Below are 26004 nucleotides of genomic sequence, written 5' to 3' on the forward strand. Positions count from 1 at the left end.
CGCTTCGTTCAGAACAGCCGCCCGCCGTTCGGCACGGGCACGGACGGCGACACCAGCACCACCTTGCCGTTCTCGTCCGGAAAGCCGAGCGTCAGCACTTCGGAGCGCACCGGCCCGATCTGCCGCGGCGGGAAGTTCACCACCGCCGCCACCTGCCGCCCGACCAGCTCCTCCAGGGTATAATGTTCGGTGATCTGCGCGGACGAGCGCCTGGTGCCGATCGCCGGGCCGAAGTCGATCATCAGCTTGTAGGCGGGCTTGCGCGCCTCCGGGAAAGGCAGCGCCTCGACGATCGTGCCGACGCGCACGTCCACCTTCAGCCAGTCGTCGAAGGTGATTTCGGGCGCGGCGCCCGCATCGGAGTCATGGGAAACGTGCATCAGAAATTCACGTCGTCATAGTGTTTCGGCGGGGTGAGCAGCTCCATCCGCTCGGCGAGCAGCGGGCGAAAGCTCGGCCGACTCTTCATGCCGGAATACCAGCGCGCGGTCTCCTCATGCCCCTTCCAGTCGATGCCGCCGAGGTAATCGGCAACCGAGATGTGCGCGGCGGCGGCAAGATCGGCCAGGCTCATGGTCGAACCCGCGATCCAGTTGTGATGGCCGAGCAGATAGTCGGTATAGTCGAGATGCGCGATCGCGGCCTTCATCGCCTCGCGCAGCACCTTTGCGTCCGGAGCGGCGGCATGGACGAGCCGCTTCTCCATCCGCTCGTAGAGCAGCGGGCCGACGACATCGCGGTGGAACTGGTGATCGAACCACGCGACCAGGCGGCGGATTTCGGCGCGGTTCGCCGCCGTGCCGGAGATCATCTGCGCCTTTTCGACCGTTTCCTCGAAATATTCGCAGATCGCCATGGAATCGATCAGCGGCACGCCCCCGCGCTCGGCATCCACCATCACCGGCACCTGCGCGGCGGGGTTCATGTCCACGAACTCGTCCCGCCGCTCCCACGGGCGTTCGCGCACGAGATCGTAGCCGACGCCCTTCTCTCCGAGCAGCAGGCGAACCTTGCGGGAGAAGGGGCACAGGGGAAATTGATACAGCTGCCACATGCGGCCTTGTTAGGACCGAGGGCCGGATCGGGGAACCCCGAAGTGCCGCCAAAAATCCCCTCCCGTCATCCCGGACGCACGGTGACCCCGGCTGACGGTCGGGACGCTATTCCGCCGCCACCAGCTCCTCGCGGTCGTCCAGCGGGTGCGGCAACCGGCTGACCATCTCCTTCGGCACCACCTGCCAGAAATGCTCCACCGCGCGGCCCCAGTCGTCGAGCAGGCCGCCCGACCATTTGCTGTCGGTCGCCGCATGGTGCGCGCGTACCAGGTTCAGCAAGACGGCCTCCCAGTGCATCGAGGACAGCCGCTGCCACTGGATGCTTTCGGGATTGGCGCGCCGGGCGAAGCTGCCGTCCGCATCATAGACGAAGGCCATGCCGCCGGTCATGCCCGCGCCGAAGTTCGCACCGACCGGACCCAGCACCACTGCGGTGCCGCCGGTCATGTACTCGAGCCCGTTCGCGCCGCAGCCCTCGACCACCACGTTGGCGCCGGAGTTGCGCACCGCGAACCGCTCCCCGGCCTGTCCCGCCGCGAACAGGGTGCCGGAGGTCGCGCCGTAGAGCACGGTGTTGCCGACAATGGTGTTCTCGTTGGAGGCAAGCGGGGAGGAGACGACGGGGCGCACCACGATCTTGCCGCCCGACAGGCCCTTGCCGACATAATCGTTGGCATCGCCGAACACCTCCAGCGTCACGCCCTTGCACAGGAACGCGCCGAGCGACTGACCGGCGGCGCCGCGCAGGCGGACATGGACGTGCCCGTCGGCCAGCGCGGACATGCCGAACCGCTTGGTGATCTCCGACGACAGCCGCGTACCGACCGCGCGGTGGGTGTTGCGTACCGAATAGGTCAGCTGCATCTTCTCGCCACGCTCGAACACCGCGGCGGCGTCCTTGATCATCTGCGCATCGAGGCTGTCGGGCACTTCGTTTCGGAACAGGCCGAGGCTGAAGCGCCGCTCGCTCTCGTCCGCATCCACCTTGGCGAGGATCGGGTTGAGATCGAGATCGTCGAGATGCTCGGCGCCGCGGCTCACCTGGCGGAGCAGCTCGGTGCGGCCGATGATCTCGTCCAGCGAGCGCACGCCCAGCCGCGCGAGGATGTCGCGAACTTCCTCGGCGATGAAGGTCATGAGGTTGATGACCTTTTCCGGCGTGCCGGTGAACTTGGCGCGGAGCCGCTCGTCCTGCACGCACACCCCCACCGGGCAGGTGTTCGAATGGCACTGGCGCACCATGATGCAGCCCATCGCGACCAAGCTCAGCGTGCCGATGCCGAACTCCTCCGCACCCAGGATCGCGGCGATGACGATGTCGCGCCCGGTCTTGAGCCCGCCGTCCGCGCGCAGCTTGATGCGCCCGCGCAGGCCGTTGAGCGTCAGCGTCTGGTTGACCTCGGACAGCCCCATTTCCCACGGCGTGCCGGCATATTTGATCGAGGTCTGGGGCGAGGCACCGGTGCCGCCGACATGGCCGGAGACGAGGATCGTATCGGCATGCGCCTTAGCGACGCCCGCCGCGACCGTGCCGATGCCTGCCGAGGAGACGAGCTTCACGCACACCTTGGCGCGCGGATTGATCTGCTTGCAGTCATAGATGAGCTGCGCCAGATCCTCGATCGAATAGATGTCATGGTGCGGCGGCGGCGAGATGAGCGTGACGCCCGGCGTGGCATGGCGCAGCTTGGCGATGAACTCGGTCACCTTGAAGCCGGGCAGCTGCCCGCCCTCGCCGGGCTTTGCGCCCTGTGCGACCTTGATCTCGATTTCCTCGCAGGCGCCGAGATACTCCGCGGTTACGCCGAAGCGGCCGGACGCGATCTGCTTCACGCCCGAGTTCGCGTTGTCGCCGTTGGGATAGGGCGTGTAGCGCGCCTTGTCCTCGCCGCCCTCGCCCGAAACCGCCTTGGCGCCGATGCGGTTCATCGCGATCGCCAGCGTCTCGTGCGCCTCGGGGGACAGCGCGCCGAGCGACATGCCCGGCGTTACGAAGCGCTTGCGGATCTCGGTGATCGCCTCGACCTGATCGACCGGCAGGCTTTCCTTGGGAAAGTTGAACTGGAGCAGGTCGCGCAGATAGACCGGCGGCAACGCCTCCACCCCACGCGAGAATTGCAGGTAGGTGGAATAGCTGTCGGTGTTCACCGCCGTCTGCAGGAGGTGCATCAGCTGTGCCGAATAGGCGTGCGTCTCGCCGGTGTGGCGCTGGCGATAGAAGCCGCCGATCGGCAGGCTCGTCACCACCTCGTCGAACGCCTTTTCGTGGCGCAGGGTGGAGGACAGGTGCAGCGAGGCATAGCCCTCGCCCGAGATCTTCGCGGGCATGCCGGGGAAGAGGTCCGCCACCAGGCTGCGGCTGAGGCCCACCGCCTCGAAATTATAGCCGCCGCGATAGGAGGAAATGACGGCGATGCCCATCTTCGACAGAATCTTCAGCAATCCCTCGTCCACCGCATGGCGATGGTTCTCCAGGCACTCCTCCAGGCTCAGATCGCCGAACAGCCCGCGCGCCTGGCGGTCCACGATCGCCGCCTCCGCCAGATAGGCATGCACGGTGGTCGCGCCGACGCCGATCAGGACGGCGTAGTAATGCGTGTCCAGGCACTCGGCCGTCTGCACGTTGATGCTGGCATAGGAGCGCAGGCCACGGCGCACGAGATGCGTGTGCACCGCCGCCGCCGCCAGCACGCCGGGGATCGCCACCCGGTTCTCGTTGACGCCCAGGTCGCTCAGGAACAGCTCGCTCTTGCCCTCGCGGACCAGTTGCTCGGCCTCGGCACGGATGCGCGCGATGCCGGCGCGCAGCGTCTCGGGGCCGCCGCCGATGGCGAAGGTGCAATCGATCTCCGCGGCCGAACGCCCGAAACAGGCCTTGAGCCGCGCCCATTCCGCGCCGGTCAGAACCGGCGAGTCCAGCACCAGCACGCCGTCGCGCCGGTTCTCGGTATCGAGGATGTTGCCCAGATTGCCGAACCGCGTCTTCAGCGACATGACGTAGCGCTCGCGCAACGGGTCGATCGGCGGGTTCGTCACCTGGCTGAAATTCTGGCGGAAAAACTGGCTGATGATGCGCGGCTTGTCGGAAATGACGGCGAGCGGCGTGTCGTCGCCCATCGAGCCGATCGCTTCCTTGCCCACCTCCACCATCGGCGACAGGATCAGCTCCATGTCCTCCAGCGTCTGCCCGGCGGCGATCTGGCGGCGGGTAAGCTCGGCACGCGGGAACGTCGTGGTGGCGCCCTCCGGCACCGGCGGCAGGTCGTCCAGCGTCAGGAATGCGCCGATCATTCCGGCATAATCATGCTCGCCGGCGATCTGGTTCTTGATCTCCCGGTCGGTGAACAGGCGACCCTGGTCGAGATCGACCGCGATCATCTGCCCCGGTCCCAACCGCCCCTTCTCCACGATCGTGGACTCGGGCACCACCACCATGCCACTTTCCGACCCGACGATCAGCAGGCCATCGGCGGTACGGGTGTAGCGCAGGGGGCGCAGCGCGTTGCGGTCCATGCCCGCCACCGCCCAGCGGCCGTCGGTCATGGCGAGCGCGGCCGGGCCGTCCCACGGCTCCATCACCGAGGCGAGATACTGGTACATCGCGTCATGCGCGGGCGGTACTTCGGGGTTGCCGATATAGGCCTCCGGCACCAGCATCAGCTTGGCGGTGGGCGCGTCGCGGCCCGAGCGGCAGATCGCCTCGAACACCGCGTCGAGCGCAGCGGTATCGGAGGCGCCCGCCGGGATCACCGGCTTGATGTCCTCCGAATGCTCGCCGAACGCGGTTGCCGCCATCTTGATCTCGTGGCTGAGCATCCAGTTCTTGTTGCCGCGGATCGTGTTGATCTCGCCATTATGCGCAAGGCAGCGGAACGGCTGTGCCAGCCACCATTGTGGGAAGGTGTTGGTGGAATAACGCTGGTGGAAGATCGCGACCCGGCTCTCGAAGCGCTGGTCGGTCAGGTCCGGATAGAAGACGGACAGGCTTTCGGCGAGGAACAGCCCCTTGTAGATGACCGAGCGGCAGGACAGCGAGCAGATGTAGAAGCCGCTGATCTGCGCGGCGATCACGCGCTTCTCGATCCGGCGGCGGACGAGGTACAGGTCCTTCTCGAACTCGGCGGCGGATTGCGCATCCGGCATCGGACCGGCGATCATGATCTGCTCGATCTCGGGCCGCGTCGCCTGCGCCTTCATCCCGATGACCGAGACATCGACCGGCACCTGGCGCCAGCCATAGATGGTGTAGCCCGCCTCGATGATCGCGCTCTCGACGATCGTGCGGCACGTCTCCTGCGCGCCCAGATCGGTGCGCGGCAGGAAGATCATGCCCACCGCCAGCCGGTTCGCCTTGGGCTTGTGCCCGGACGCGGCCACCGCTTCCTCGAAGAAGCGCAGCGGAAGGTCGATGTGCAGGCCCGCGCCGTCCCCGGTCTTGCCGTCCGCATCCACGGCGCCGCGGTGCCACACCGCCTTCAGCGCATCGATCGCGGACTGCACCACGCGGCGCGACGGCGTGCCGTCGGTCGCCGCGACGAGGCCGACGCCGCAGGCGTCGGACTCGAATTCCGGGCGATACATGCCGTGCTCGGCGAGGTACTGGCGCTGGTCGGTCACTTGCCCGTTTCCTTCTTCTTGGGCGGCGGGGGCAGATGCTTCGTGGCGTCCTGCACCTTGACGAAGATCGCCGGCATCGCCTTCATCAGGCGCGGGGTGAAGGCCTGCATCGCCTTCATCATTTCCGGCCCCATCATCAGCATCATGGAATCAGCGGCATAGGCAATGCCGGTAGGCGTGGCGAAGAAGCGCTGGAGGTCGGCCAATTGCTGCACCGAGAAGCGCCGGGCATAGGATTGCACCAGTGCAGCGCGCACCTCGGGCTCAACCTCCGTCATCAGCTTGCCCATCTCGTCGAACATCACGCGCATGGTGATGTCCGTCCGCTGCTGAAAATACGGGTCGGTCTCCGCCATGATCTGGCCGAAGGTCTTGCCGTCGCGCTTGCCCGCAGGCATCTCGGCGGCCGGCAGCATGTCCTCCGGCCGCATCCCATACATGCCGGCGAGCATGCCGCTGCTCATCTGCTCGGCCATGCCGCGCATCAGCCGGGCATAGGTTCCGAGCGGCCAGACCTGGTCGATCACCGGCCGAGCCGCCGCGACCCGGGCCGGGTCCGCCGACTGCGCCCCGGCCGTCGCCGCCGGTGCGGGCGCGATTATGGCAGGAGGCGTTTGGGACTGGACCGCCGCCAGGAAGAGGAGGCCCGCGATCACGCCGCCTTCCTCTCGGCCGCCATCTTCGCCTTCAGATGCGCATGGATGTGGCTCGCCACGTCGCGGCCGTCGCGGATCGCCCACACGACCAGGCTGGCGCCGCGCACGATGTCGCCGGCGGCGAACACGCCGTCCAGGCTGGTCATCAGCGTCTTGTTGTCCACCAGCAGCGTGCCCCAGCGCGTGACGCCCAGTTCCGGCGCGCCGAACAGGGCGGGCAGGTCCTCCGCATCATAGCCGAGCGCCTTCACCACCATGTCCGCGGGCAGGTCGAGCTCGCCGCCGGGATCGACTTCCGGCGCGCGGCGGCCGCTGGCATCGGGCGCGCCCAGCCGCATGCGGCTGGCGCGGACGCTGGACACGGTGTCCCCGTCGAAGCTGACGGGTGCCGACAGCCACACGAACTCGACGCCCTCCTCCTCGGCATTGGCGACCTCGCGCTGGCTCCCCGGCATGTTCGCCCGATCGCGCCGGTAGAGGCACTTAACGCTGGCCGCGCCCTGCCGAACGGCGGTGCGCACGCAATCCATCGCGGTGTCACCGCCGCCGACCACCACCACGTTCTTCCCCGCGGCGTTTAGCGATCCCTCGTCGAACGCCGGCACCGCGTCGCCGAAGCTCTTGCGGTTGGAGGCGATCAGATAATCCAGCGCCTCGATCACGCCACCTGCATCACTGCCGGGCACCTTGATCTCGCGCGGACGGTACACGCCCGTGGCGATCAGCAGCGCATCGTGCCGTGCGCGCAGATCCTCCAGCGTCGCCTCGCGGCCGACCTCGAAGCCCTCGTGAAAGACGATGCCGGCGTCCCGCAGGCGATCCACCCGGCGGGTGACGACATGCTTTTCCAGCTTGAAGCCGGGGATGCCATAGGTCAGCAGCCCGCCCGCGCGGTCATGCCGGTCATAGACGTGCACGTCATAGCCGAGCGTGCGCAGATAGTCCGCCGCCGACAGCCCGGCCGGTCCCGCGCCGATGATGCCGACCGATTGCCCGCGCGCAGGCCCGACATGGACGGGCTCCACCCAGCCCTCTTCCCAGGCCGTGTCGGTGATGAACTTCTCCACCGAACCGATCGTCACCGCACCATGCCCGGAGAACTCGATCACGCAATTGCCCTCGCACAACCGATCCTGCGGGCAGATGCGGCCGCAGATTTCCGGCATGGTCGAGGTCGCGTTCGACAATTCGTACGCTTCGCGCAGCCGCCCCTCCGCCGTCAGCCGCAGCCAGTCGGGGATGTGGTTGTGCAGCGGGCAATGCACCGAGCAGTAGGGAACGCCGCATTGCGAGCAGCGTCCGGCCTGCGCCTCGGCCGCGGGCACGGCGTAGCGATCGGCGATCTCGCGAAAGTCCTCCGCGCGCGCTTCCGCCGCACGCTTGGTAGGGTAGCGCTGCTCGCGATCGACGAACTTCAACGTGCTGGCCATCGCCGGCGTCTCCTTCTCACAGCCAGATAGCTGCGAGAAGAAGCCGAGTCACGTACTTTTCAGCAAGTAGGTAAGTCTTCCTTACCTACGGGGCTGCAAATTCTACTGCGAGAGCTCTAGGTCATCAAAGAACACCAGCAGAGTAGGTCCGTCGCGGTCTTATCGAGCGAGAAGCCACACCAGCGCCGCCCCACCGGCGACGATGCGGTACCAGGCAAACGGCGAAAAACCGTGACGGCTGACGATGCCGACGAACCACCGGACGACGAACACCGCCACGACGAACGCAACAACGAAGCCGATGGCGATCCCGGTCATGCCGACGCCCTGCCCGGTCGCCAGCTCGTGCCGGTTCTTCACCAGCTCCAGCACGGACGCGCCCAGCATGGTGGGGATCGCGAGAAAGAAACTGAACTCCGCCGCCGTGCGCCGCTCCACGCCCAGGCTCAGCGCACCCAGGATCGTCGCGCCCGACCGGCTCACGCCCGGGATCATCGCCAGGCACTGTATGAAGCCGATGCCGAGCACCTTGGGCAGCGGCACGTCGGCAATCCCCTTGATCGCGCCCTCGCGCACCCAGCGCTCGATGCCCAGGATGGCGACGCCGCCGACGATCAGCGCCACCGCCACCGTGATCGGTGATTCGAGCAACGCCTCGATCTGCTTGTGCAGCGCCAGGCCGAGCACCGCGGCGGGCAGGAAGGCGACGATCAGGTTGCGCACGAACCGCACCGATGGCGGATCCCAGCGTAGCAGCCCCTGCAGCACCGCCCAGAAAGTCCGCCAGTACAGCACCACCACCGCCAGGATCGCGCCCAGCTGGATGACGATGTTGAACAGCGCCCAATAGGCCGGATCATAGCCGAGCAGCGCGCCGGCCAGGATCAGATGCCCGGTGGAGGAGACGGGCAGGAATTCCGTGATCCCCTCGACCAGGCCGAGGAGAAGGATCGAAATGAGGTCGTTCAAGGCGTCGCTCCCCCGAGCGTGAAGGGCGGCAACGCCCGAAAGAGATCAGGCCGAAGCGTGCGCGCTGAACCGGCCCTCGCGGCGGAAGCGGACAAGCCAGTTCGGCGCGACGCTGGCCAGCGGCGTGGGCTCCACCCCCAGCGCCTCCAGCCCGTCCGCGCCCGGCGCCACGACATTGTCCGTCTGCAGCATCTTCCACTGGTCGCTCGTGATCGGCGCGCCGGGCAGGAAGCCGAGCGCAGCAATGGCGGCGCTCACCGGATCCGGCAGCTCCACCAGCGATGGCGTGCGCCCGATCGCTTCGCCGATCCAGCGCATCAGCGCGGCCATGGAGAGCACGTCCGGGCCGCCCAGCTCGTAGGTCCTGCCGCCATGCGCCTTCGGGTCGGAAAGCGCGGCGACGATCGCCTGCGCCACGTCCTTCACGAACACCGGCTGGAACTTCGCCTCCGGCTTCAGCACCGGCACGATCGGCGCACGCGAGAGCATCCCGGCGAAGCGGTTGATGAACTGGTCCTCGCGGCCGAACACGATCGAGGGGCGCAGGATCGTGGCGCCGGGGAACGCCTGGTGCACTCCCGCCTCCCCCGCCGCCTTGGTGCGCGCATAGGCCGCGGCGGACGTCGCATCGGCACCGATCGCGGAGATCAGCACGAAGCTGCCTGCCCCGGCCCTGGCCGCCGCCTCTGCCGCATGGCGCGGTCCGTCGGCCTGCAGCGCCTGGAAGTCCCCGCTCAGCGCGCCGACGAGGTAGACCACCGCATCCGAGCCCGCCACCGCCCGGGCGATGCTGGCCGGCTTGCGCACGTCCACCGCCACGAACTGGCTTTGCCCCAGCGCGCTCTGCGTCTTGAGAAAGAATGCCTGGCGCGGGTCTCGCTGTGCGATCCGCACCCGTGCCCCTGCGCGCAGCAACGCCTGCGCCGCATAGCGCCCGACGAACCCGCCCCCGCCGATCAGCGTAACCAGCTTGTCCTTCATGTCCGATGCTCGCCCGTCTTTTTGTTCGCCCAACGCCTTTGGCCTGCAAAGAGCCTGTTGACAAGGCCGCCGACCCTCCCCTAGAGGCGCCGGCCTACCCCGTGCCCAGATGGCGGAATTGGTAGACGCACCAGCTTCAGGTGCTGGCGATCGCAAGGTCGTGGAGGTTCGAGTCCTCTTCTGGGCACCAGTTACTCCAACATCGTTGGAAATGCGCGGAGATCGTCGGTCAGACGGTCTCCGACGCGCGTTTGCTACACGCGACTGCTACACAATCTGCGCAGCAATCGTCCCGAAACCTTCGGAAAACCGCCAGTAATCGTCGAAGTGGCTGTTACACAAAGCTGCTACACAATCGGCCTGTCGGGCTGTGTATGCGCGGCACCCAGTTCTACTATCGTCGCCGGGTTCCGGGTGACGCTCGAAGCCTGATTGGTCGCACGGAGATATGGCGTTCGCTTCGAACGGATAGCCTCAAGATCGCTTTGCGTCGGTTGCCCGTTGCGATGGCGCAGGTCGAAGCTGAGATCGAGCATAGCCGCTGGATGGCGGGTCTTCCTCATGATCAGACGCTATTCGAACCGTCACCTGACGATGCGGCGGCAAAGCGACCGACGATCCGTGACCCTGCCCCTGTCGAGCAGGTGGCGACGACGCCTCCCGTCCAGCCTTCCAGTCTGACCTTTGGCGATGCCTATGAGCGCTATCTCGCCGATCCGACACAGGCATGGTCGGCACGAACGCGCGAAACTTATGAGACGAGCCGTAAGCTTGCTGTGTCGGTGATCGGGAAGAATGTTCCGATGCACACGCTCGCGCGCGCTCACTGTCGCGATTACATCGATGTCCTGCGGTTTATGCCGCGAAACGCCGCCAAGCGCTTTCCAAAGCTCACCGCGCGCCAAGCCGCCGACCGGGCTCGCAAGCGCGGTGACACCGATCTCATCAGCGCAGCGAATGCGAACGCCTGCATCGCGAATCTCTCCACCTTTTTGAACTGGGCGGTCAATGAAGAGTTGCTCGCCCGCAACCCGATCCGGGGATTGCGCCTCCCCGACGAGACGGCGAAGAAGGATAAGCGATTCCCGTTCAGCCCAGAGCAGCTTCGCGCGATCTTCGATGCTCCGCTATATCGTGGGTGCCTCGACGGAGAGCGGGGCTATGCGAAGCCCGGAGATGAACGCCCCCGCAACGCTCGGTTCTGGGTGCCGTTGATCGGCCTTCACACCGGCATGCGCCTCAACGAAATCTGCCAACTGGATGTCGCCGATGTCCGAATGGTTGATGGCATCAGGTGCTTCGTGATCACCGAGGATTCGATCGCCGGAAGCAGCGACAAGAATCTCAAGACCGGCGCAAGCGAGCGACTGATGCCGATCCACCAGAATCTGATCGACTGTGGCTTGCTCCACTTCGTCGAAGAACAGCGTCGCAGCGGGCAGATGAAGCTGTTTGAGGAGATCGACCCCGGCACAAAGGGCGTGCGCGCAGTGGCATTTTCGAAGTGGTTCACGCAGTTCCTGCGTAGCTGTGGTGCCTATCAGCCTCGAACCTGCTTCCACTCGTTTCGTCATAACTTTCGTGACGAGTTGCGCGACGCGCGTGTCGATCATGATTTGGCGATGGCGCTCGGCGGTTGGACCAGCGGGTCAGGAAAGCGCGGCGCATCGGAGAACTATGGTAACGGACACCGCGTCAGCGCGCTGCATGAGGCAGTCAGCGCACTGACCTTCAGGGACATCGACATCTCTCATCTGGCGTGGAACGCCAGATAACAGCCACTTCGACGATTACTGGCGGTTTTCCGAAGGTTTCGGGACGATTGCTGCGCAGATTGTGTAGCAGTCGCGTGTAGCAAACGCGCGTCGGAGACCGTCTGACCGACGATCTCCGCGCATTTCCAACGATGTTGGAGTAACTGGTGCCCAGAAGAGGAAAAATCGGCGAAGGCGGATTCGAGTCCCTCGGCGGGGTCGAGATTTTGTCCTGCTTTTTCAGGACCGGGGCTGGTTTGCGGTGTGAGTCCCAGAAGAGCACCGGCACCCTCAGTTGCATCAGGCGACGCCAGCGGGTCTCCGATCTCGTTGGCGTCGCCGATGGTCATATGAAGCTGTCGGCGTGATAGGTGATGCCGATGCCGTATTGGTCAGCTTGCTGTGCCGCGTATAAGAGCGCTTCGGGATAAGTCTCGAAGCCCGCATCGTCGATCAACTCGCCATGCTGCTCGTCAGCATCGCGAAGGACGAGCACTTGCCAAGTTCGCTGGACTACCACTGTGATATTTTGATCGGACATTTTCATTCTTTCTCGGCATCATTGCCATGAGGCCATTCTACCAAAGCGGGCGGTTGTCCCGCATTATTGAAGTTTAGCACTGCCGGAGATTTTGAGATCATGGGCGAGCATGGCGAACGATGCGGCGATGATGGGACGGACGGGCCGTGCCCGATCTGCCGCAATGATGTGTCGCCCGATTTCATCGAACGCATTCAGGCAGCAGCGGCGCAGCCGGGGCGCTCGATGACTTCCGACGAGTTCACCGCATGGCTCGACGGGTTGAGCACAGGACCGTCTCACCCCGGCTGATGTCAGGCGGCGAGCGCCATTTGCTGCTTGAGCCGGTGGACGGTCGCGACACCGACACGCAACTTCTTCGCTGTGGCGTTGATGCTGACGCCCTTCGCGAGCGAGCGCTTGATGCGCTCGACCTTCTCGGCGTCGAGGGGCGGTCGGCCTGACCGCTTATCAGATCGGGCCAGCCCAGACATGATCCGCTGACGCAGAATGCTGCGCTCAAGCTCCGCGAACACGCCCAGCATCGAGAACATCGCGCGTCCTGCCGGGGTCGAGGTGTCGAGGCCCTGCGTGTGCAGATACAGATCGACGCCGCGCGCGTTGATCTCACCGAGGAAGGTGACGAGATGCTGGAAAGACCGCCCGAGGCGATCGACCGACCAGCAGGCGATGAGGTCGATCTCCTTCCTCGCCACCATCGTCATCAGCCGGTCATAGCCGGGGCGCTTGTCGCGGCCCTTGGCACCCGAGATGCCCTCATCGCTAAGGACTTCGACGATCTCCCATCCGAGCCGCTCCCCGATGATGAGCAGTTCCCGGCGCTGGTTCTCGACGGTTTGAGAGTCCGTGCTCACACGGAGATACAGGGCAACACGCTTGGTCATTCCAGAAGGGTCGCTCCAGTTCTGGAATGCGTCAAGCAGTTCTAATAGTTCGATTATTTCGCGCATCCGGGAGAGCGTCGAGCCTTCACTCGACAGGAGGCATCATGGCACGCACGGCGATCCGGGATCAGCGCAACTTCATCATTGGCTATATCGAGGACACTTCGAACGGGGATCGGGCATGGCGCTCGCGATCCTCTGCCGTTGAGTCTCCGTGCCGAAACTCTCTTCCCCCAGACAATATCGAACGAGGCGACAAAAGCTGGTTTTCCCACCTCCGTGGCCCATGTGGTCGCCTACGCTTTCGGCGCTAGGAGACCAGATGATGTTGAGGCCGGGACGCAGGGGGATGTCGCGCACAGGCGGCTCGCTGAGCTTGTTCCAGATGACCAAGCGCCTGATCCACAGGCGCGGCCCGTTGCCCGTCGCCGGCTGGAAGCCGTCGAGCGCGGCAGCGAAGAGGTCAGGCTGCGGCGGCTTGGGCAACGAAAGTGCTCACGAGCGACGGCAAAGCAGGCATAGCAGCATCCAGGTCGATCGAACGCATCGCGTGCCAAACGAAGTCGGCCCGGTCCTGATACATCGCAGGAACTTCGATCGAGTAGATTGCGGCACCGCGATCGAGCAATCCTGTCTGGACGTCGAAACGCATCGCGTCGCGACCAAGAAGCCAAGCCTGTGCGGTCCCGAAGTGAGAGACCTGTGACGACGAGATGGTCACCACATTCTGCGTCACCGGCAAATCCGCGGCACCGCCGATCAGCCGCCGCCATTCAGACTGTGCAGTGGCATTGAGCCGCGGCACGAGCAGATGCGGTTGAGAGGCATAGAGGAACGCGCCGACCACCTCGCGGAGTGGACGAGGCTGGCGCATCCGTTTGACGATCGCCGCGAGGAGCAGGCGAACCTCTCGGTCGTCGGAGATCGAGCCCTGCCATCTCCCGTCCGCCACCTCGCTCGTGTCAGGCGCCGCAGCCGTGAGCGCGTCGTAGGCGGCGAGAACGAGGCGGCGGGTGCGGTATTCGCCGTATTTGGCGATCTCGTTCTTCTGGAGGACGCGGAAGGTTTCGGAGGGGTAGTCGGCGCCCATCACGTCCTTAGGATCAAGGACGTAGCGCAGCTCGTCGCGCGAGAGGCCGTAGGCGAGCACATACCAGGCGTCGAGCTCGGCGCGGAGCTGGGCGCGGCGATCCTCGCCCCAGGCGAAGGGCGGGTCGTCACAGCCCAGGTCGCGCGCGAAGGGGGCCATTGAATGGCTGGTGTAGGTGAGTTCAAGGACGCGGGGGACAATGAAGGCGAGGTCAGCTTCCGTGTAGGCGGTCGGGGGGAGGATGGGAAACTGCTTCAAATAGAAGTAGGTAAGGGAGCTTCCGCTTAGCTTTTGGCGAGCGCAGTAGTCGTGGACCAGAGCATCGAGGTTAGCGTAAAGAGCCACACAATGTCGCAAGCTCGCGTCGACGAAAAATAAGGGTGTCTTGTGGTTTATTCCCATCGCTGGGAGACAGGCGCTTATGACCGTTCGCTCTACTGACGTGAGACTTATGTCGCGCCAGCCCATAAGCCAACCCCGCGCCCAACCTTTCGCTTGCAGCCGCTCCATAATCTCGCGTTCCAAGATCCAGTAGCGCGGGGTTGGTTCGAAGGTGGGGTCCTGCTTCTCGGCCAGTGTTACGTCACGGCTCGCTTCTGTGCCATCCTGGCCCACATAGGTCGCCCAACGATGATCAAATTGGTGAATCATCTTGGCTTCGTAAAGCGGAACGTAGCGGCGATCAGTGACGGGCCGATGGTCTACCGCAGCCGCGCGGTCGGCCTGTGGAGTCAGTCCTAGCGTCTCTCCTTCGTCTCCCCGCACCCAATCGGCCCCATCACGCACCCAGCCGTTGCGGGCGAGCTGAGTGGCGGTGCGGAATAGGCCGCTGTCGCTCGTCATGTTGAACAGGCCTTGGCGGAATTCGATGCTCCACGGGTCGCCCGTAAGACCCTTTGCTTCTTCTACCAGCACCGGCACTCGATCATAAATTGCCGCGGTCAACTGGGCGTCTTGGCCAGTGCGAAAGACGGGCGCGGTTTTCGTATTGGGGTTAATGCGAGCGATCTCTTGCGGGGTCAGAGTGAAGCGGCGCCGCTGATCATCCAAGTCAGAGATCTGTCGGAAGTCGAAAGTAAACTCTGGGCGTGAGCAATGCCCGAATGTAAGCAGGCAAAATGACTTTCGATCATCGGTGCCCTTAAACCACTGCCGAACTTCATAGGCACTAAAAAGAGATGAAAGTCGTTCAGCGCTTACTAAATGACCGAAGAACGGTGCGGTAGTCGCGTCGGTGGCAATGCCGGTCGGCACGATCACGCCTGCTCGGCCCTGCTCGCCTGTTAGACTCAGAAAATGTTCGGCGAACAGGGCATAGGTATTCACCTTGCCGCGCGCGGTTAGATCGAACCGGCCGCTGGCCCGTGCGAACTCGTTCACTGCCTCAAACATGCGTTTGTCTCGCGCATACTCGGCGTGAAGTTCAGGGCGCTCGGCCTCCAGCGCGGCAATCGCCTTCTTACGAGCGGCACCCTTCATCTCCGCGATCTCGGGCGCGCGGCTCTCAAAGTATTCCTCCTCGCCGAGCTGGACGACTTCCCACGGAGGATTGCCCAGCACCACGTCGAACCCGCCGCGCTCCACCATCACGTCGGGAAATGCGAGCGGCCAATGGAACACGCGCGCGGTGCCTGCGGCATCTACCGCCGCGGCCTCCAGCGGGCCGTAGACCTGCCCGCCGCCCAGTCGGTTGCGCACCTCGGCCGTGGTTGGCACCATGTTGCGCCCGTGATTGAGCGGCACCTCGGTCTTGGGCAGCAGGAAGGCGGCGACATAGAGGTCGCAGGCGACGCGGGTGGCGTAGCGAGCGGGATCGTGGCGCCAGGCCTCGAAGGCCGCCCGCTTCTTCTCCACCTGTCCGACCGTATCCTCGGGCATGCGCCGGATGGTGGCAAGGTTGGCGGCGAGTCGCCGCGGCGGCATCGCGCCGGTGCCGCCGGACCAGTCGAACTGGCCCTGGCCCTTCTTCGCGGCCCTATTTTGCTGGAGATAGTATTTCGCGGCGGCCTTGTCGTCGCCGGTGAGCGGTTTGTAGGCCTCGTCAGGCACGCCCTCCTCCAGCGCGGCGAGATCGAACACGCCGAGTAGGGCGTCGCCGCAGCGGATGTTGGCGTCGAGGAAGCCGAGCGGCTGGCCGGGCGAAACGCTCTCGATCCACAGCGCCACCTTGGCGAGCTCCACCGCCATCGGGTTACGGTCAACGCCGTGAATGCAGCGACCGACCACGTCGCGCAGTGCGGCCTGCCGATCGGGCGCGTCGGGATCGCGCAGGGTCGCCACCCGCTCCGCCATCCGCCGCGCGGCGCCGAGCAGGAAGTGGCCGGAGCCGCAGGCGGGATCGATGACCTTGAGGTCGAGGATCGCGTCGACACCGCCGTTTACCTCGGCACGGTCGAGCACGGGATCGAGGGCGCTGTCGAGCAGGGTCTCGACCAGGCTGTCGGGGGTGTAATAGCTGCCGCTGGTCTTGCGGGCGTTGCCCTTCGCGCCGCTGTCCAGCGCGAAGGCGCCATCGGGAGCAAGATAGGCGCGGATCTCCAGCAGGCTCTCGTAGACGCTGCCCAGCTCCTCCGTGCGCATGTCGCGCCAATTAATGCGGGTGCGAGTGGAGTTGACGGTGATGAAGCCGAGCGCGTGGATCGCAGCGAGGAAGCGGCGGTTGGGGATGCGCGCGCCGTCCAGCGTCGGCGTCGAGGCGCGCGCGAACATGCCGCCGAGCGCCGGGAGACCGAGCAGGCTTTGGCCCTGCTCCAGCGCGGCGAGGGTGATCTTCATTCCCTCCCACGCATCGTGGTGCGCGTCATAAGCGACGCGGCGAGTGGACCGGGTGCGCCAGAAGCCGAAGCTATAGCTCTCGGCATAGAGGTCGCGCGCGCGCTGGGGCGTAGTGCGGGGGTGGAGGAGGTTGCGCTCCTCAGCGACCGCCAGGAAGATCAGCCGGTAGACGCTGCGCAGCAGCTCCTCAAACAGCGCGGTCGCGGCGGCAGGATCATGGGCGAGGGTGTCGCGGACCGACGGGTTGGCCTCGACCAGGCCCCGGCCGAGCTCCTCCAGTGCGGTCTGCACGCCTTCGCGCAGCCGCTCGCGGGCCGCAGTGCCCTGTTTGAGACCAGCCTCGCGCGCCTGTTCGAGCGGCGCAGAGCTAGGCGGAGTGCTCGGCTTGCCGAAGCGGCTGGCGTGGGTCAGCAGCCACCAAGCGGTGAAGTCCGCGAACATTTCCTCGCGGAACATCGCAGCAAGATCCGCCTCTAACCAGGCAGCGCGGGTGAGGCTGGCATTGTCCCTCATCAGCCGGACCCTGTCGCCGGCGAAGACCAGACCCCAGAGTGCAGCGTCAGAATGGTTGAGCCAGTCCTGAAGCAGGATGATTGGCGCGCGGCGGGCGCGGCCTTCGGCGCCATCGCCGAACTCCGGCAGGGCGCGCGTGAAGCCGATGTCGCGGCCCTTGTCGTCGCGTGCGGGGGCAGCGACCACCACGGGAATGCGCCCATTGCGCGCCTGCCACGCGATGCGGAAGCGGCGGGTGCCGGCATTGTGATCAATGGGGCCGGTCAGGTCGTCGAAGCCGAAGGCGCCAGCCAGCAGGTCGCGTGCGAAGGCAGCGGTCTGCGTCACGGTGGGCGCGTCGATCCGGGCGTAATCGCGCCAGATCGCCTGCCCGATGCGGAAGAAGCGGGCGATCTCATCGCCGAGGGTCAGGCCCTTGGGCACGTCATAATCGGCGGCAGCGCGCGGGTTGCGATCGCTTGCCGCGATGGCGGCGATCTGCTCGGGCGCGATCAGCCCGCCCTCAATGGTGATCGCTTCGAGCCCGAGCTCAGCGGTGCGGCGGGTCATCAGTTCGCTTCCGGGACGAGCACGTAGAGGCCGATCACGTCGGCGGGCAGCACGGGGAAGACGTCGGTGGTCGCGCCCTCGCCACGGGTGGCGGCCTTCACCCGATCATGGTCATGGCCGAGCGCGGCGGCCCGATCGGCAGCATAGGCGCGGATTGCAGCGTCGTGCGTGTCGATGGCGGTGAGCGCGCGATCGATCTGTCGGGCAATCACGGTCGGCTCCAGGTTGCCCGAAGCTTCGGCTTCCAGCAGCGCCAGGGCCTCCGCGCCACCAATCACCTGCTCGTCGCCGGCGAAAGCGAGCGCGGTCGCCTCCTCCGCCAGCAGGGTGCGTCGCCCGCTGGTCACGAGCGTAAAGCGCAGGCGGAGGAGCAGCACGGTGGTAAGGCGCACGACTGCACGGGTTCGCCACGCACCGGCGCGGCCGAGCGCTGCGGCGCGGTCCAATCCGTTCGGATCCAGCGCGCCCTCCGCCAACGTCTCGGCGAGCATCGCGACGACCGGATGGACGCGGCCGACGTGCTGGATGTCGGGCCGGGGATCATCGGCGAAAGTGATGGCGCGTGTGCCGGTCAGTCCCCGCGCTTCGAGACGCTCGGCCAGTCGCTGCGGCAGGCGATCGTAGTGGAGCCGCCAATGATCGGCTTCCTGGCCTAAGGGAGCATTAAGACGGGTGAGCGCACGGCGAGTGAAGCGGGCCACCTCATCCGGTCCGCCGTTCAGCGCGCGCAGGCGCTGCCATTCGGGCAGCACCTCGTCGGGGCGAAGCGCATTCTGCGCATAGATCGCGCGGCTCTTCTTCACGGCCTCCTCGGCATTGCGCCACACAGTATCTGCGCGTGCGGCGGCGGCGCCGAAGTCCAGCAGGCCTTGCGCGCCGGGGCGCTTCGACTTGAGCAGCATGGCTTGCATCAGCGCGGCGGAGACGCTGGCGGAGTCTTCGGGAACGGGCACAGAGACGCCGGTCTCCTGGGCAATCCGCCGCGCCTTGCTGGTGATCACCTCTATTACCGCGCCATCGATACTGGAGTTCTGGCCGAACATCATCACCGACCAGACCGTCGGCGACTGCTGGCCGAAGCGGTCAACACGGCCTTCGCGCTGCTGGTGGCGGGTGGGATTCCAGTTGAGGTCATAATGGATCACGGCGTCGAACAGGCCCTGGAGGTTGATGCCCTCCGCAAGGCAATCGGTAGCGACCAGGATGCGCTGCAGCGCTTCGCTCATCGCTTCGACGCGCGTGCGTCGCTCTTCGGGGGTGAGGCGGCCGGTGACCACCTCGATGCGGTGCTTCTTGAACTCCGCCGCTAGGGTTGCGCCGACACTCTCCGCGGTGGAGATGAATCGGCAAAACACCACCGGCCTAGCGCCCTTGGCAATCAGCGCCTTGAGCTGGCGGAGCAGCTCGCGCAGCTTCGGGTCGTCGGTCGGGCGGGCGGCGAGGGCGTCGGCCCGGCCGATCAAGGCTTCCAGGGCTACGCGTTCCTCCGGGTCAAAGGCTGTCGCGGGCTCAACGTCGGTGTCGCTGAACGAGTCCTCGTCCTCGTCGAACAGGATTGGTTGAAGCGCGCCCTCCTCGGCCATGCCGGCGAGGCGGTTGCGGAGCGCGCTCGCCGCGGCGGCCGGCGAAGAGCCAACACACCGCATCAGCGCCAGCGTGCCCCAGAACGCCAGTCGGCGCGCCAGCTCTCCGTCGGCGCGGGTGGCGACCTCCAGGCAGTAATCGAGCACGTCCTCCTGGAAGGTCAGGTGCGCGCCCGTCAGCGTGTAAGGCGCATCGGCGGACAGGGCGCGGGCGAACGCCCGATCCTCACCCCACTGGCCTTGGATGTCGGGCCGTCTGCGCTGAACGAAATGCCGTGCTAGCCGCCGCCGCCAGCCCTCATTGGTATCCGGCGTCGCGAGATCAGGGTGTAGCAGCCCGAGAAGGCGCTGATACGCATCCTGATCGCCGCTGTGGGGGGTGGCCGTGAGCAGCAGAAGGTGACGTTCTGCATTCTCCGCCAGCCGCTGGAGCAGCGCGTATCGCTGCTGCGTGCCCTTCTCCCCTCCGCCGACGCAACTGTGCGCCTCGTCTACGATGACGAAGGGTGGGCACGCGCGAGCGAACTCGTCACGGCGCCCATCCGCCTTAATGTAGTCGAGGCTGACGACGGTGAACGGATAGGCGGTGAAGATGCTTTCGGAGAGCGCCAGTCCGCGCTCGAGCGACCGCGCGCGAGCCGACGTCACCGCCACGGCGTCGATGTCGAACTTGGCGGCGAGCTCATCCACCCATTGCTCGACTAGGTGCGGGGGGCAGAGCACCGCGAAACGGTCGACCTCGCCGCGATCCATGAGCTCGCGGAGGATCATGCCCGCCTCGACCGTCTTGCCTATGCCAACATCGTCGGCGATCAGCAGGCGCTTGACCTCCAGCCTGAGCGCCATCAGCAGCGGCACCAGCTGATATGCGCGTGGCTCAACCCCCAGGTGAGCCGCACTGCGAAACGGTCCCGCTCCGCGCCGAAGCGAAAGACGCAGCGCGTCCGCAAGGAGCCGCGCCGCGTCCTGGGTGTCCAGCTGGTCAGTGGTCGGCGGCGCAAACCTGGCTTGCGAAACGGGCGTGGCTTCGAGCGCAGGCGCAATGGTGATCGCGTCCTCCTCCGAACCGGAGAGCGGTCGAACCCGCAGCAGATCTTCGGCTATCTTGCCGAGAACGATCCACTCGCGTCCGCGCGCAGCGACGAGGTCTCCGGGTTGAAGCAGCGCGGGGTTCACGCGGTCACTCCAAGTGCATCGGCGAGGGCGGCCGGGATCTCCGTCCCCGGCTCTGCGGGAAGCTCAACAAGGTCACGACCCATGTCGCGGCAGCGGGCGATCAGCGAGGCCGGCGCGGTGCCCGCGACCGCCATGATCATCAGGCTAGGCCAGCACAGGGGATAGTCGATCCCGTCAATAGTTTCGGTCGAAGGCCGAGGCACGCCCCAGCCATCAAGCGCGGTCAACCACGACTGGCCAGGGGCATCATCGCTGGCCGATGCAGCTCCGCACCGGCTCAGCCGGTCGAGCACTTCAAGCACGCCTAAATCCTGTCGATCTATCAGCTCGTGGTCGGGTTGATTGTAGTAGGAGAGGACACAGCGATAGCAGCCCGCGACACATGGCTCGGCCGCAGGATCATCGGTCAGCGCACCACCATCACGGCGGTAATGCATCAGCCCCAGCGCAACCTCGGCAAGGCGCCGCCAGCGGTCGGGGTCGTTCATCAGTCGCTTGAGAACGCCGGCTCCTCCCTCGGACGCCTCGTAGAATAGGATTGCGTTCCGATCATCGCGCGTGGGAAGCGGCTCTCCCAGCAGCTCGCCCGCCTCGAGCACATGCTCCGCCTCGATAGCGCGGGTCAGCGCATGCTGGAGGGTCGCCATCTGCCCAGTCGAGAGCTCACTCTCGGAGGCGAATCTCACGAGCAGGGCGTTTTTGGTATCCTCGACCATTGGCACGATCGTCTGCCGGCGGGTGCTCTTGCCCGGGTCGGCACCTTCATCCTCGCCCTTGGCCTCGCTCTTGAGCCATCGTCCGGTGACGGTGTCGATGTCAAAGCCAATCACCTCCTTTGCCGCTCGCCGCCGCAACCCAAGGTTCACACGTGACAATCTCGTCTGCGGTCCATAGCGGACCGACAGCAGCGGCATGCCGTCCGCTGTGAGATCCAGGCTTTGCTCCCCATCGCCACGCCAGCGAAAGACAGTTCGGATCTCGAAGCCGCGACGCTGACGATCCTCGTCATTGGCGGTGATCCGCGCACCCGGCTGAGCATCGACGTTTTCCACGCGGAACAGATCGGCGATCCGACCTTCCGTGCTCAGCGGATCGCCGCAGACATCACAGCGCTCCTGCGTCACCGCTTCGTGCGCCGCACCGCACGTCACACAACAGGTGAACGTCTGGGTCGCCAAGCGGCCAGTCTCGTCCGCTGACCCCGCGGGTAGCTTCGCTCGGTGGCAGCGATAAGCCTTGCCCTCATGATAGACGAGCGCGTTGGGGCCGAACTCCGCGATAGCTAGGAAACGCGGTCGCTGGAGCACCGCCGATGCGCGCTCCTGATCGATGAAGGCGTAGAGCGGCAGTCGCGGGAAGTTGTAGCCGGGCAGGAACCCTTCGGTGGCGAGATAGCGGTAGGCATAGAAGTCTGATCCCGATGAACTTGTGCCTGTCTCCAGCAACTGCACCTGTCGGTCGGCGGCGAGATAGCGGTTCCGAGCCTCTGCCCGGTCCTTCGCGGACAAGCCGGTGCGCTGAGCGATCGCATTTGCAGCCTGCCTATCGGCGACCGCAGAGGCATAGAGGGTGCGCCAGCGATTAAATGCCGCGCCAAAGCTCACCGCGGCGCCTTGCCAGCGCTCGCGCACAAAAGCCTCCGCATCGGCCAGTTCGTGAGGTGCATCATCCGGTAGCGCCGAACGGACTGCTGCGACAGCGCGCGCCTGTGCCGTCGCATCAACGGTCGCCCGCGCGAACGCAATCGTCAGTCGCTCGGCGACGGGGTGTCCTTCGACCTCCATTTGCAGGTTGTCCGGGATCGCCGTGCCCAGCGCTTCCGGCGCGGCAGCGGAAAGCCACTCCGCTTGGATATGGCTCGTCAGGAGGTCTGGATTGGCCAGATCGATCGCTGGCGCCTTGACGATCCCAGCGACAAGCGCCTCGCGCCGTTGGAAGTAATACTGATCGTGCGGGCTTTGTGCCGCGCAATAGGTGACGATGAGCGCCGCCTGCCCGCTCCGCCCCGCGCGCCCCGCGCGCTGGGCGTAGTTTGCCGGCGTAGGCGGGGCGTTACGCAGATACACCAGATTGAGCTGCGATATGTCGACACCGAGCTCCATTGTGGGGGAGCAGAAGAGCAGCGGCAGAAAGTCGGTCCGCTCGCCGCGCTCGCGCATGTCGGCAAGCGCCTCGCCGATCCGCTTTCGGTCTTGTGGGCCGTGGCGGAATCTGTCTTCTCGCCACTCGCGCACCTTGCCGTCGACCTGAGCGGTATGCTCGCGGGCCTCGAAAGCGAAGGGCAGCCGTCCACCCTCGTTCAGCCGCTCTGAAACGTCGGCGTAGAGCCGGGAGAAGAAGGCGTTGTTCTGGCCAGGAGCGGCGCGTCCGTCGCCCGCATACAACCGGATGGCTCCCGGAGCGAGGCGCCAGCCGCCACTCCCCACGCGCCGCACAATCTGATGGGCTTCCGCTGCCTCCAGCATTGCCTGGATGAGCGGTTCACGATCGGCCACCGGCAGATCGGTTCCGATCTGCTTCGCGAGCGTGCGGGCAAGGACACTGCGACCTGAGGCCTTGACGATCGTGGCGTCGGCTCGTCCTTCCGGCTTGCCGACGACGAGAACGCCTTGCCGGGCAAGGTCTCGTTCCTCTTCCTCGCGCGCGATAGACCAGGGCGCCTTGACGTGCTCTCGCGAGCGGGCAGCAGCCTGCTCCAGGACCACCGGATCGAGCGCGTCAACGGCGATGGCAAGGCCCTGCCGCATCGCATCGAACAGGCAGCGGAACATCGCCGCTCGCGCGTTTGGCGAGGCCGCGGCCAGCCAAGGGTCGCGGGCACATTCGACCGCATCGGCGGCCAGCACGTCCACCCCCGGATAACGCACGGCTATCAGCGCGAGCTGGTCCAGATTGGGGTTGGTGTAGCGCCAGCCGCGTCGCAGATCGTTCCACAAGCGGTGGGCAAGCACTTGGTTGATCGCCCGTTTGGCATCATCGAGTGCAGCAAACCCCTTCGGTTCCGCGTTCAGCATCCACTCTTCGCGACGCGTGACGATCTCGGGATCAAAGCCCAGCGCGCGGCGCAGCGCGTCCCCGAACTGCTCATGGCTCAGGCCGTTTTCACCTGCGCGACGGACCGCCCGCAGCATTGCGCCGCGCAGCAGAGTCACGAACACGAAGTCGTTGAAGTGCCCTGATTGAAGAGCGGCATCCTGCCGATTATCTGTGAAGCCGAGCAGCTTGCGCCGGTCCCGTTCCGCAGGCGACTGCGAGCGTTCCATCCAGTCGAGCGCCGTGGTGGTTATCAGCGTGGTTGCTGAACTCCGGCCTTCCGCCGAGAGACTGGCGAGCTTATTGACGTCGCGCGCTTGGCTGGCCGGTTGGTAACCGCAATGCGGGCAGAACCGGAACTTGCCGGCGAAGAACCAGGCAACAACACCCTCGGCAGCGTCACGCCCGTTGGCGCCGAGGACCAATCTCTGCCCTTCGTGTTTGCCGCGGTGACTCGACTTGAGCCGCCTGCCGCTTGTGGTCTCCTCAACCCATTCGTCTGGATAATCGTCGACGTCCCCGGCGAACTGGAGACTTCCGTTCGCGTCCGGCACAAGGAAGCCGTGGCGGGTGCCGTCATGGTCAGCTTGGTCGCGTGGAGTTAGGTCGATCGACCGCGCGAACACCTGGCCGGTCCGATCCACCGACACGCTATGAACCTCCTGCCCGCACTGCCGGCAGAAGAAGAGAGGGTATAGCCGAGCCTCCGGCTTCTCGCGGTCGAACTTCTCGGCAGCGAGCTGCACCCGGCGGGCACCTGCGGGTTCAAGCGTCGCGTGGGCATGACCCGCGCCGGCGAGGAAGCGGTGAAGCTTGAACGCCATGAAGGCGTTGCCGCGCTCGTCGAGCGCTGCGCTCATAGCCACCAAGCGCTGACGGAGAGCTGCGCTGCACAGGCTCTCCGAGTGCCCGGTGCTCTTGGCAAGCGAGATCGCCGCATCGGTTAAGGTGCGCGGCGTGCGACGCCGCAATGTTTCGCCAGCGTCGAGGCCGATATTCAGCTCGATCCAGACCGCGAGCGCGTCGCGATCCCAATCGGCGGGTGCGACCTCGGGAGCAACCACGGCCTGCCGCAGAGCAGCTTGGAGTGCCGCGTCGCTGCCGTTCCACAAGGTTGCGCGTTCGAGACACTCGGTGATCACGTCGTCCGGTGAGACCTGACTGCCGAACAAGGTGGTCCCAACCAGAGCAACCGTTTCCCGGCCACCGTCTGCCTCTCCCGAAGACATAGTGGCGGAGGTGCCGATGCAGAGCATGTCGGACGAACCAATCCGTTCTCGCACTCTGCGCACCAGCATTGCGACGTCGGCACCCTGACGACCGCGATAGGTGTGCAGCTCGTCCAGAACTAGGAACTCAAGCCCCGCCATGTTGGAAATGACCTGCCGATCCAGATCGTCCTGCCGAGTCATGAGCAGTTCGAGCATCATGAAGTTGGTGAGGATGATGTCGGGCGGGTTCTCCGCGACCCTGCGGCGCTCGGCATCACGCTCCTGGCCGGTGTAGCGCGCGTAGGTCGGTCGCAGGTGGTCGGGCAGCCCGCTCTCGCCGATGAACTTCGCGAGCTCTTCGCCTTGCGAGTTGGCGAGCGCGTTCATGGGGTAGATGATGACCGCGCGTGTCCGGCGAGGCTCTCCTGCACGCCGCGCGCGCAGGACACGGTCGATGATGGGTACGAAGAAGCACAACGACTTGCCGGAGCCGGTGCCGGTGGTGACAATGAGGTTCTTGCCGGCCTGCGCCTTGTGAAATGCACGGGACTGATGCCAATGAAGCTGGATCGGTCGCCTAGGTTCGCCCAGCGCGAAGACATCGGCCAACGCTGGATCGGCCGCGCCGGAACTAACCAGGTCTGAAACGCGGTCGCCGGCGAGATAGCGCGGGTTAAGCCCGATCAGCGGCTCGGGCCAAAAGGTGCCCTGATCGTAGATGGCGTCGATCTGTTGTTTGAGGTCGGCGCTGCGAATGTCGGTGAATGATCGCGCAAACTGCTCGTAACGCGCGATTAGATCCGCATCGAGATCAAATACATTCACTTCGTCAACCCCCCAGCGATTGGCGTTCGTCGTTGTTGCGGCACCCGGCCCCGTGCCTCAAACAGCGCTTGGGGAAAGGCCGGCTACGCCAGAGCACTCCCTCGAACCGCGGACGTCGCCTCACCGAACCCTCACCAACCTCGGCCGCACCCCCATGCTGCCGCGTGAGCCGGATCATGGCCGCGAGGGAAGCGAAGTCAAACCCGAAATGAGTGAACGACTTACCCTTCTCCCACCGGCACCGATGCCCAGCGCCCGTGAGCAGTGGCTCGCCCGTCGCTCGCTCTCACGCCGAGATGGTTATTCGTCGAGCAGAAGCGAGGTTGGTCCACAATCCAAGGACCATTCCCGACCTTCTTCCG

The 26004-nt window shown here is 65.6% G+C and carries 15 protein-coding genes and 1 tRNA gene; 3 read left to right on the plus strand and 13 right to left on the minus strand.

Going from position 1 to position 26004, the window contains the following annotated elements:
• Positions 1 to 8: 8 nt before the first annotated feature.
• The 7 genes from DVW87_RS12265 to DVW87_RS12295 all read right to left on the minus strand — a co-directional run bounded on the left by DVW87_RS12265 (position 9) and on the right by DVW87_RS12295 (position 9708).
• Positions 9 to 380 carry a tRNA-binding protein gene (locus tag DVW87_RS12265; protein ID WP_114688022.1) on the minus strand — a complete coding sequence of 124 codons (372 nt, stop codon included), beginning with the start codon at positions 378 to 380 and terminating at the stop codon, positions 9 to 11.
• Positions 380 to 1054 carry a glutathione S-transferase family protein gene (locus DVW87_RS12270; RefSeq protein ID WP_114688023.1) on the minus strand — a complete coding sequence of 225 codons (675 nt, stop codon included), beginning with the start codon at positions 1052 to 1054 and terminating at the stop codon, positions 380 to 382. The genes DVW87_RS12265 and DVW87_RS12270 overlap by 1 nt, the downstream gene beginning before the upstream one ends.
• 106 nt (positions 1055 to 1160) lie before the next feature.
• Positions 1161 to 5636 carry a glutamate synthase large subunit gene (gene gltB / locus DVW87_RS12275; RefSeq protein ID WP_114688222.1) on the minus strand — a complete coding sequence of 1492 codons (4476 nt, stop codon included), beginning with the start codon at positions 5634 to 5636 and terminating at the stop codon, positions 1161 to 1163.
• A 32-nt stretch (positions 5637 to 5668) separates the two neighbouring features.
• Complete coding sequence (locus DVW87_RS12280; RefSeq protein WP_114688024.1) at positions 5669 to 6328, minus strand: DUF2059 domain-containing protein; 660 nt, start codon at positions 6326 to 6328, stop codon at positions 5669 to 5671.
• Positions 6325 to 7758, minus strand: a complete 1434-nt coding sequence (locus DVW87_RS12285) for an NAD(P)-dependent oxidoreductase (protein ID WP_114688025.1) — start codon at positions 7756 to 7758, stop codon at positions 6325 to 6327. The genes DVW87_RS12280 and DVW87_RS12285 overlap by 4 nt, the downstream gene beginning before the upstream one ends.
• Positions 7759 to 7917: 159 nt before the next feature.
• On the minus strand, positions 7918 to 8727 hold the full coding sequence (locus tag DVW87_RS12290; protein ID WP_114688026.1) for an undecaprenyl-diphosphate phosphatase: 810 nt from the start codon (positions 8725 to 8727) through the stop codon (positions 7918 to 7920).
• A gap of 45 nt (positions 8728 to 8772) precedes the next feature.
• Positions 8773 to 9708, minus strand: coding sequence for a complex I NDUFA9 subunit family protein (locus DVW87_RS12295; RefSeq protein WP_114688027.1), 936 nt, complete (start codon positions 9706 to 9708; stop codon positions 8773 to 8775).
• A 103-nt stretch (positions 9709 to 9811) separates the two neighbouring features.
• Here DVW87_RS12295 and DVW87_RS12300 point away from each other — a divergent pair.
• Together DVW87_RS12300 and DVW87_RS12305 are read left to right on the plus strand one after the other, a co-directional pair.
• Positions 9812 to 9898 (plus strand) — tRNA-Leu (locus tag DVW87_RS12300).
• A gap of 184 nt (positions 9899 to 10082) precedes the next feature.
• On the plus strand, positions 10083 to 11483 hold the full coding sequence (locus DVW87_RS12305) for a DUF6538 domain-containing protein (protein ID WP_114688028.1): 1401 nt from the start codon (positions 10083 to 10085) through the stop codon (positions 11481 to 11483).
• Here the strand turns inward: DVW87_RS12305 and DVW87_RS17825 are convergent.
• Together DVW87_RS17825 and DVW87_RS12310 are read right to left on the minus strand one after the other, a co-directional pair.
• Entirely contained in the window at positions 11459 to 11812 is a 354-nt protein-coding gene (locus DVW87_RS17825) for a hypothetical protein (protein ID WP_147276266.1), read from the minus strand. The two genes, DVW87_RS12305 and DVW87_RS17825, sit on opposite strands and share 25 nt — an antisense overlap.
• Positions 11809 to 12009: a hypothetical protein gene (locus DVW87_RS12310; RefSeq protein ID WP_114688029.1), complete on the minus strand. Its 201-nt coding sequence runs from the start codon at positions 12007 to 12009 to the stop codon at positions 11809 to 11811. The genes DVW87_RS17825 and DVW87_RS12310 overlap by 4 nt, the downstream gene beginning before the upstream one ends.
• A 60-nt stretch (positions 12010 to 12069) precedes the next feature.
• Between DVW87_RS12310 and DVW87_RS17830 the strand changes: the two genes are divergently transcribed.
• Positions 12070 to 12294 carry a hypothetical protein gene (locus DVW87_RS17830; RefSeq protein ID WP_147276267.1) on the plus strand — a complete coding sequence of 75 codons (225 nt, stop codon included), beginning with the start codon at positions 12070 to 12072 and terminating at the stop codon, positions 12292 to 12294.
• 2 nt (positions 12295 to 12296) lie between these two features.
• Here DVW87_RS17830 and DVW87_RS12315 read toward each other — a convergent pair whose 3' ends face one another.
• From DVW87_RS12315 to DVW87_RS12335, 4 genes are all read right to left on the minus strand, one after another.
• Positions 12297 to 12887, minus strand: coding sequence for a recombinase family protein (locus tag DVW87_RS12315; RefSeq protein ID WP_114688030.1), 591 nt, complete (start codon positions 12885 to 12887; stop codon positions 12297 to 12299).
• Between the two features lie 463 nt (positions 12888 to 13350).
• Complete coding sequence (locus tag DVW87_RS12325; protein WP_114688032.1) at positions 13351 to 17814, minus strand: Eco57I restriction-modification methylase domain-containing protein; 4464 nt, start codon at positions 17812 to 17814, stop codon at positions 13351 to 13353.
• Complete coding sequence (locus DVW87_RS12330) at positions 17814 to 20573, minus strand: DEAD/DEAH box helicase (protein ID WP_239017870.1); 2760 nt, start codon at positions 20571 to 20573, stop codon at positions 17814 to 17816. The genes DVW87_RS12325 and DVW87_RS12330 overlap by 1 nt, the downstream gene beginning before the upstream one ends.
• Complete coding sequence (locus DVW87_RS12335; RefSeq protein ID WP_114688033.1) at positions 20570 to 25642, minus strand: DEAD/DEAH box helicase; 5073 nt, start codon at positions 25640 to 25642, stop codon at positions 20570 to 20572. The genes DVW87_RS12330 and DVW87_RS12335 overlap by 4 nt, the downstream gene beginning before the upstream one ends.
• Positions 25643 to 26004: the final 362 nt, after the last annotated feature.

The organism is Sphingomonas aracearum, assembly GCF_003345355.1.
Classification (GTDB): domain Bacteria; phylum Pseudomonadota; class Alphaproteobacteria; order Sphingomonadales; family Sphingomonadaceae; genus Sphingomonas; species Sphingomonas aracearum.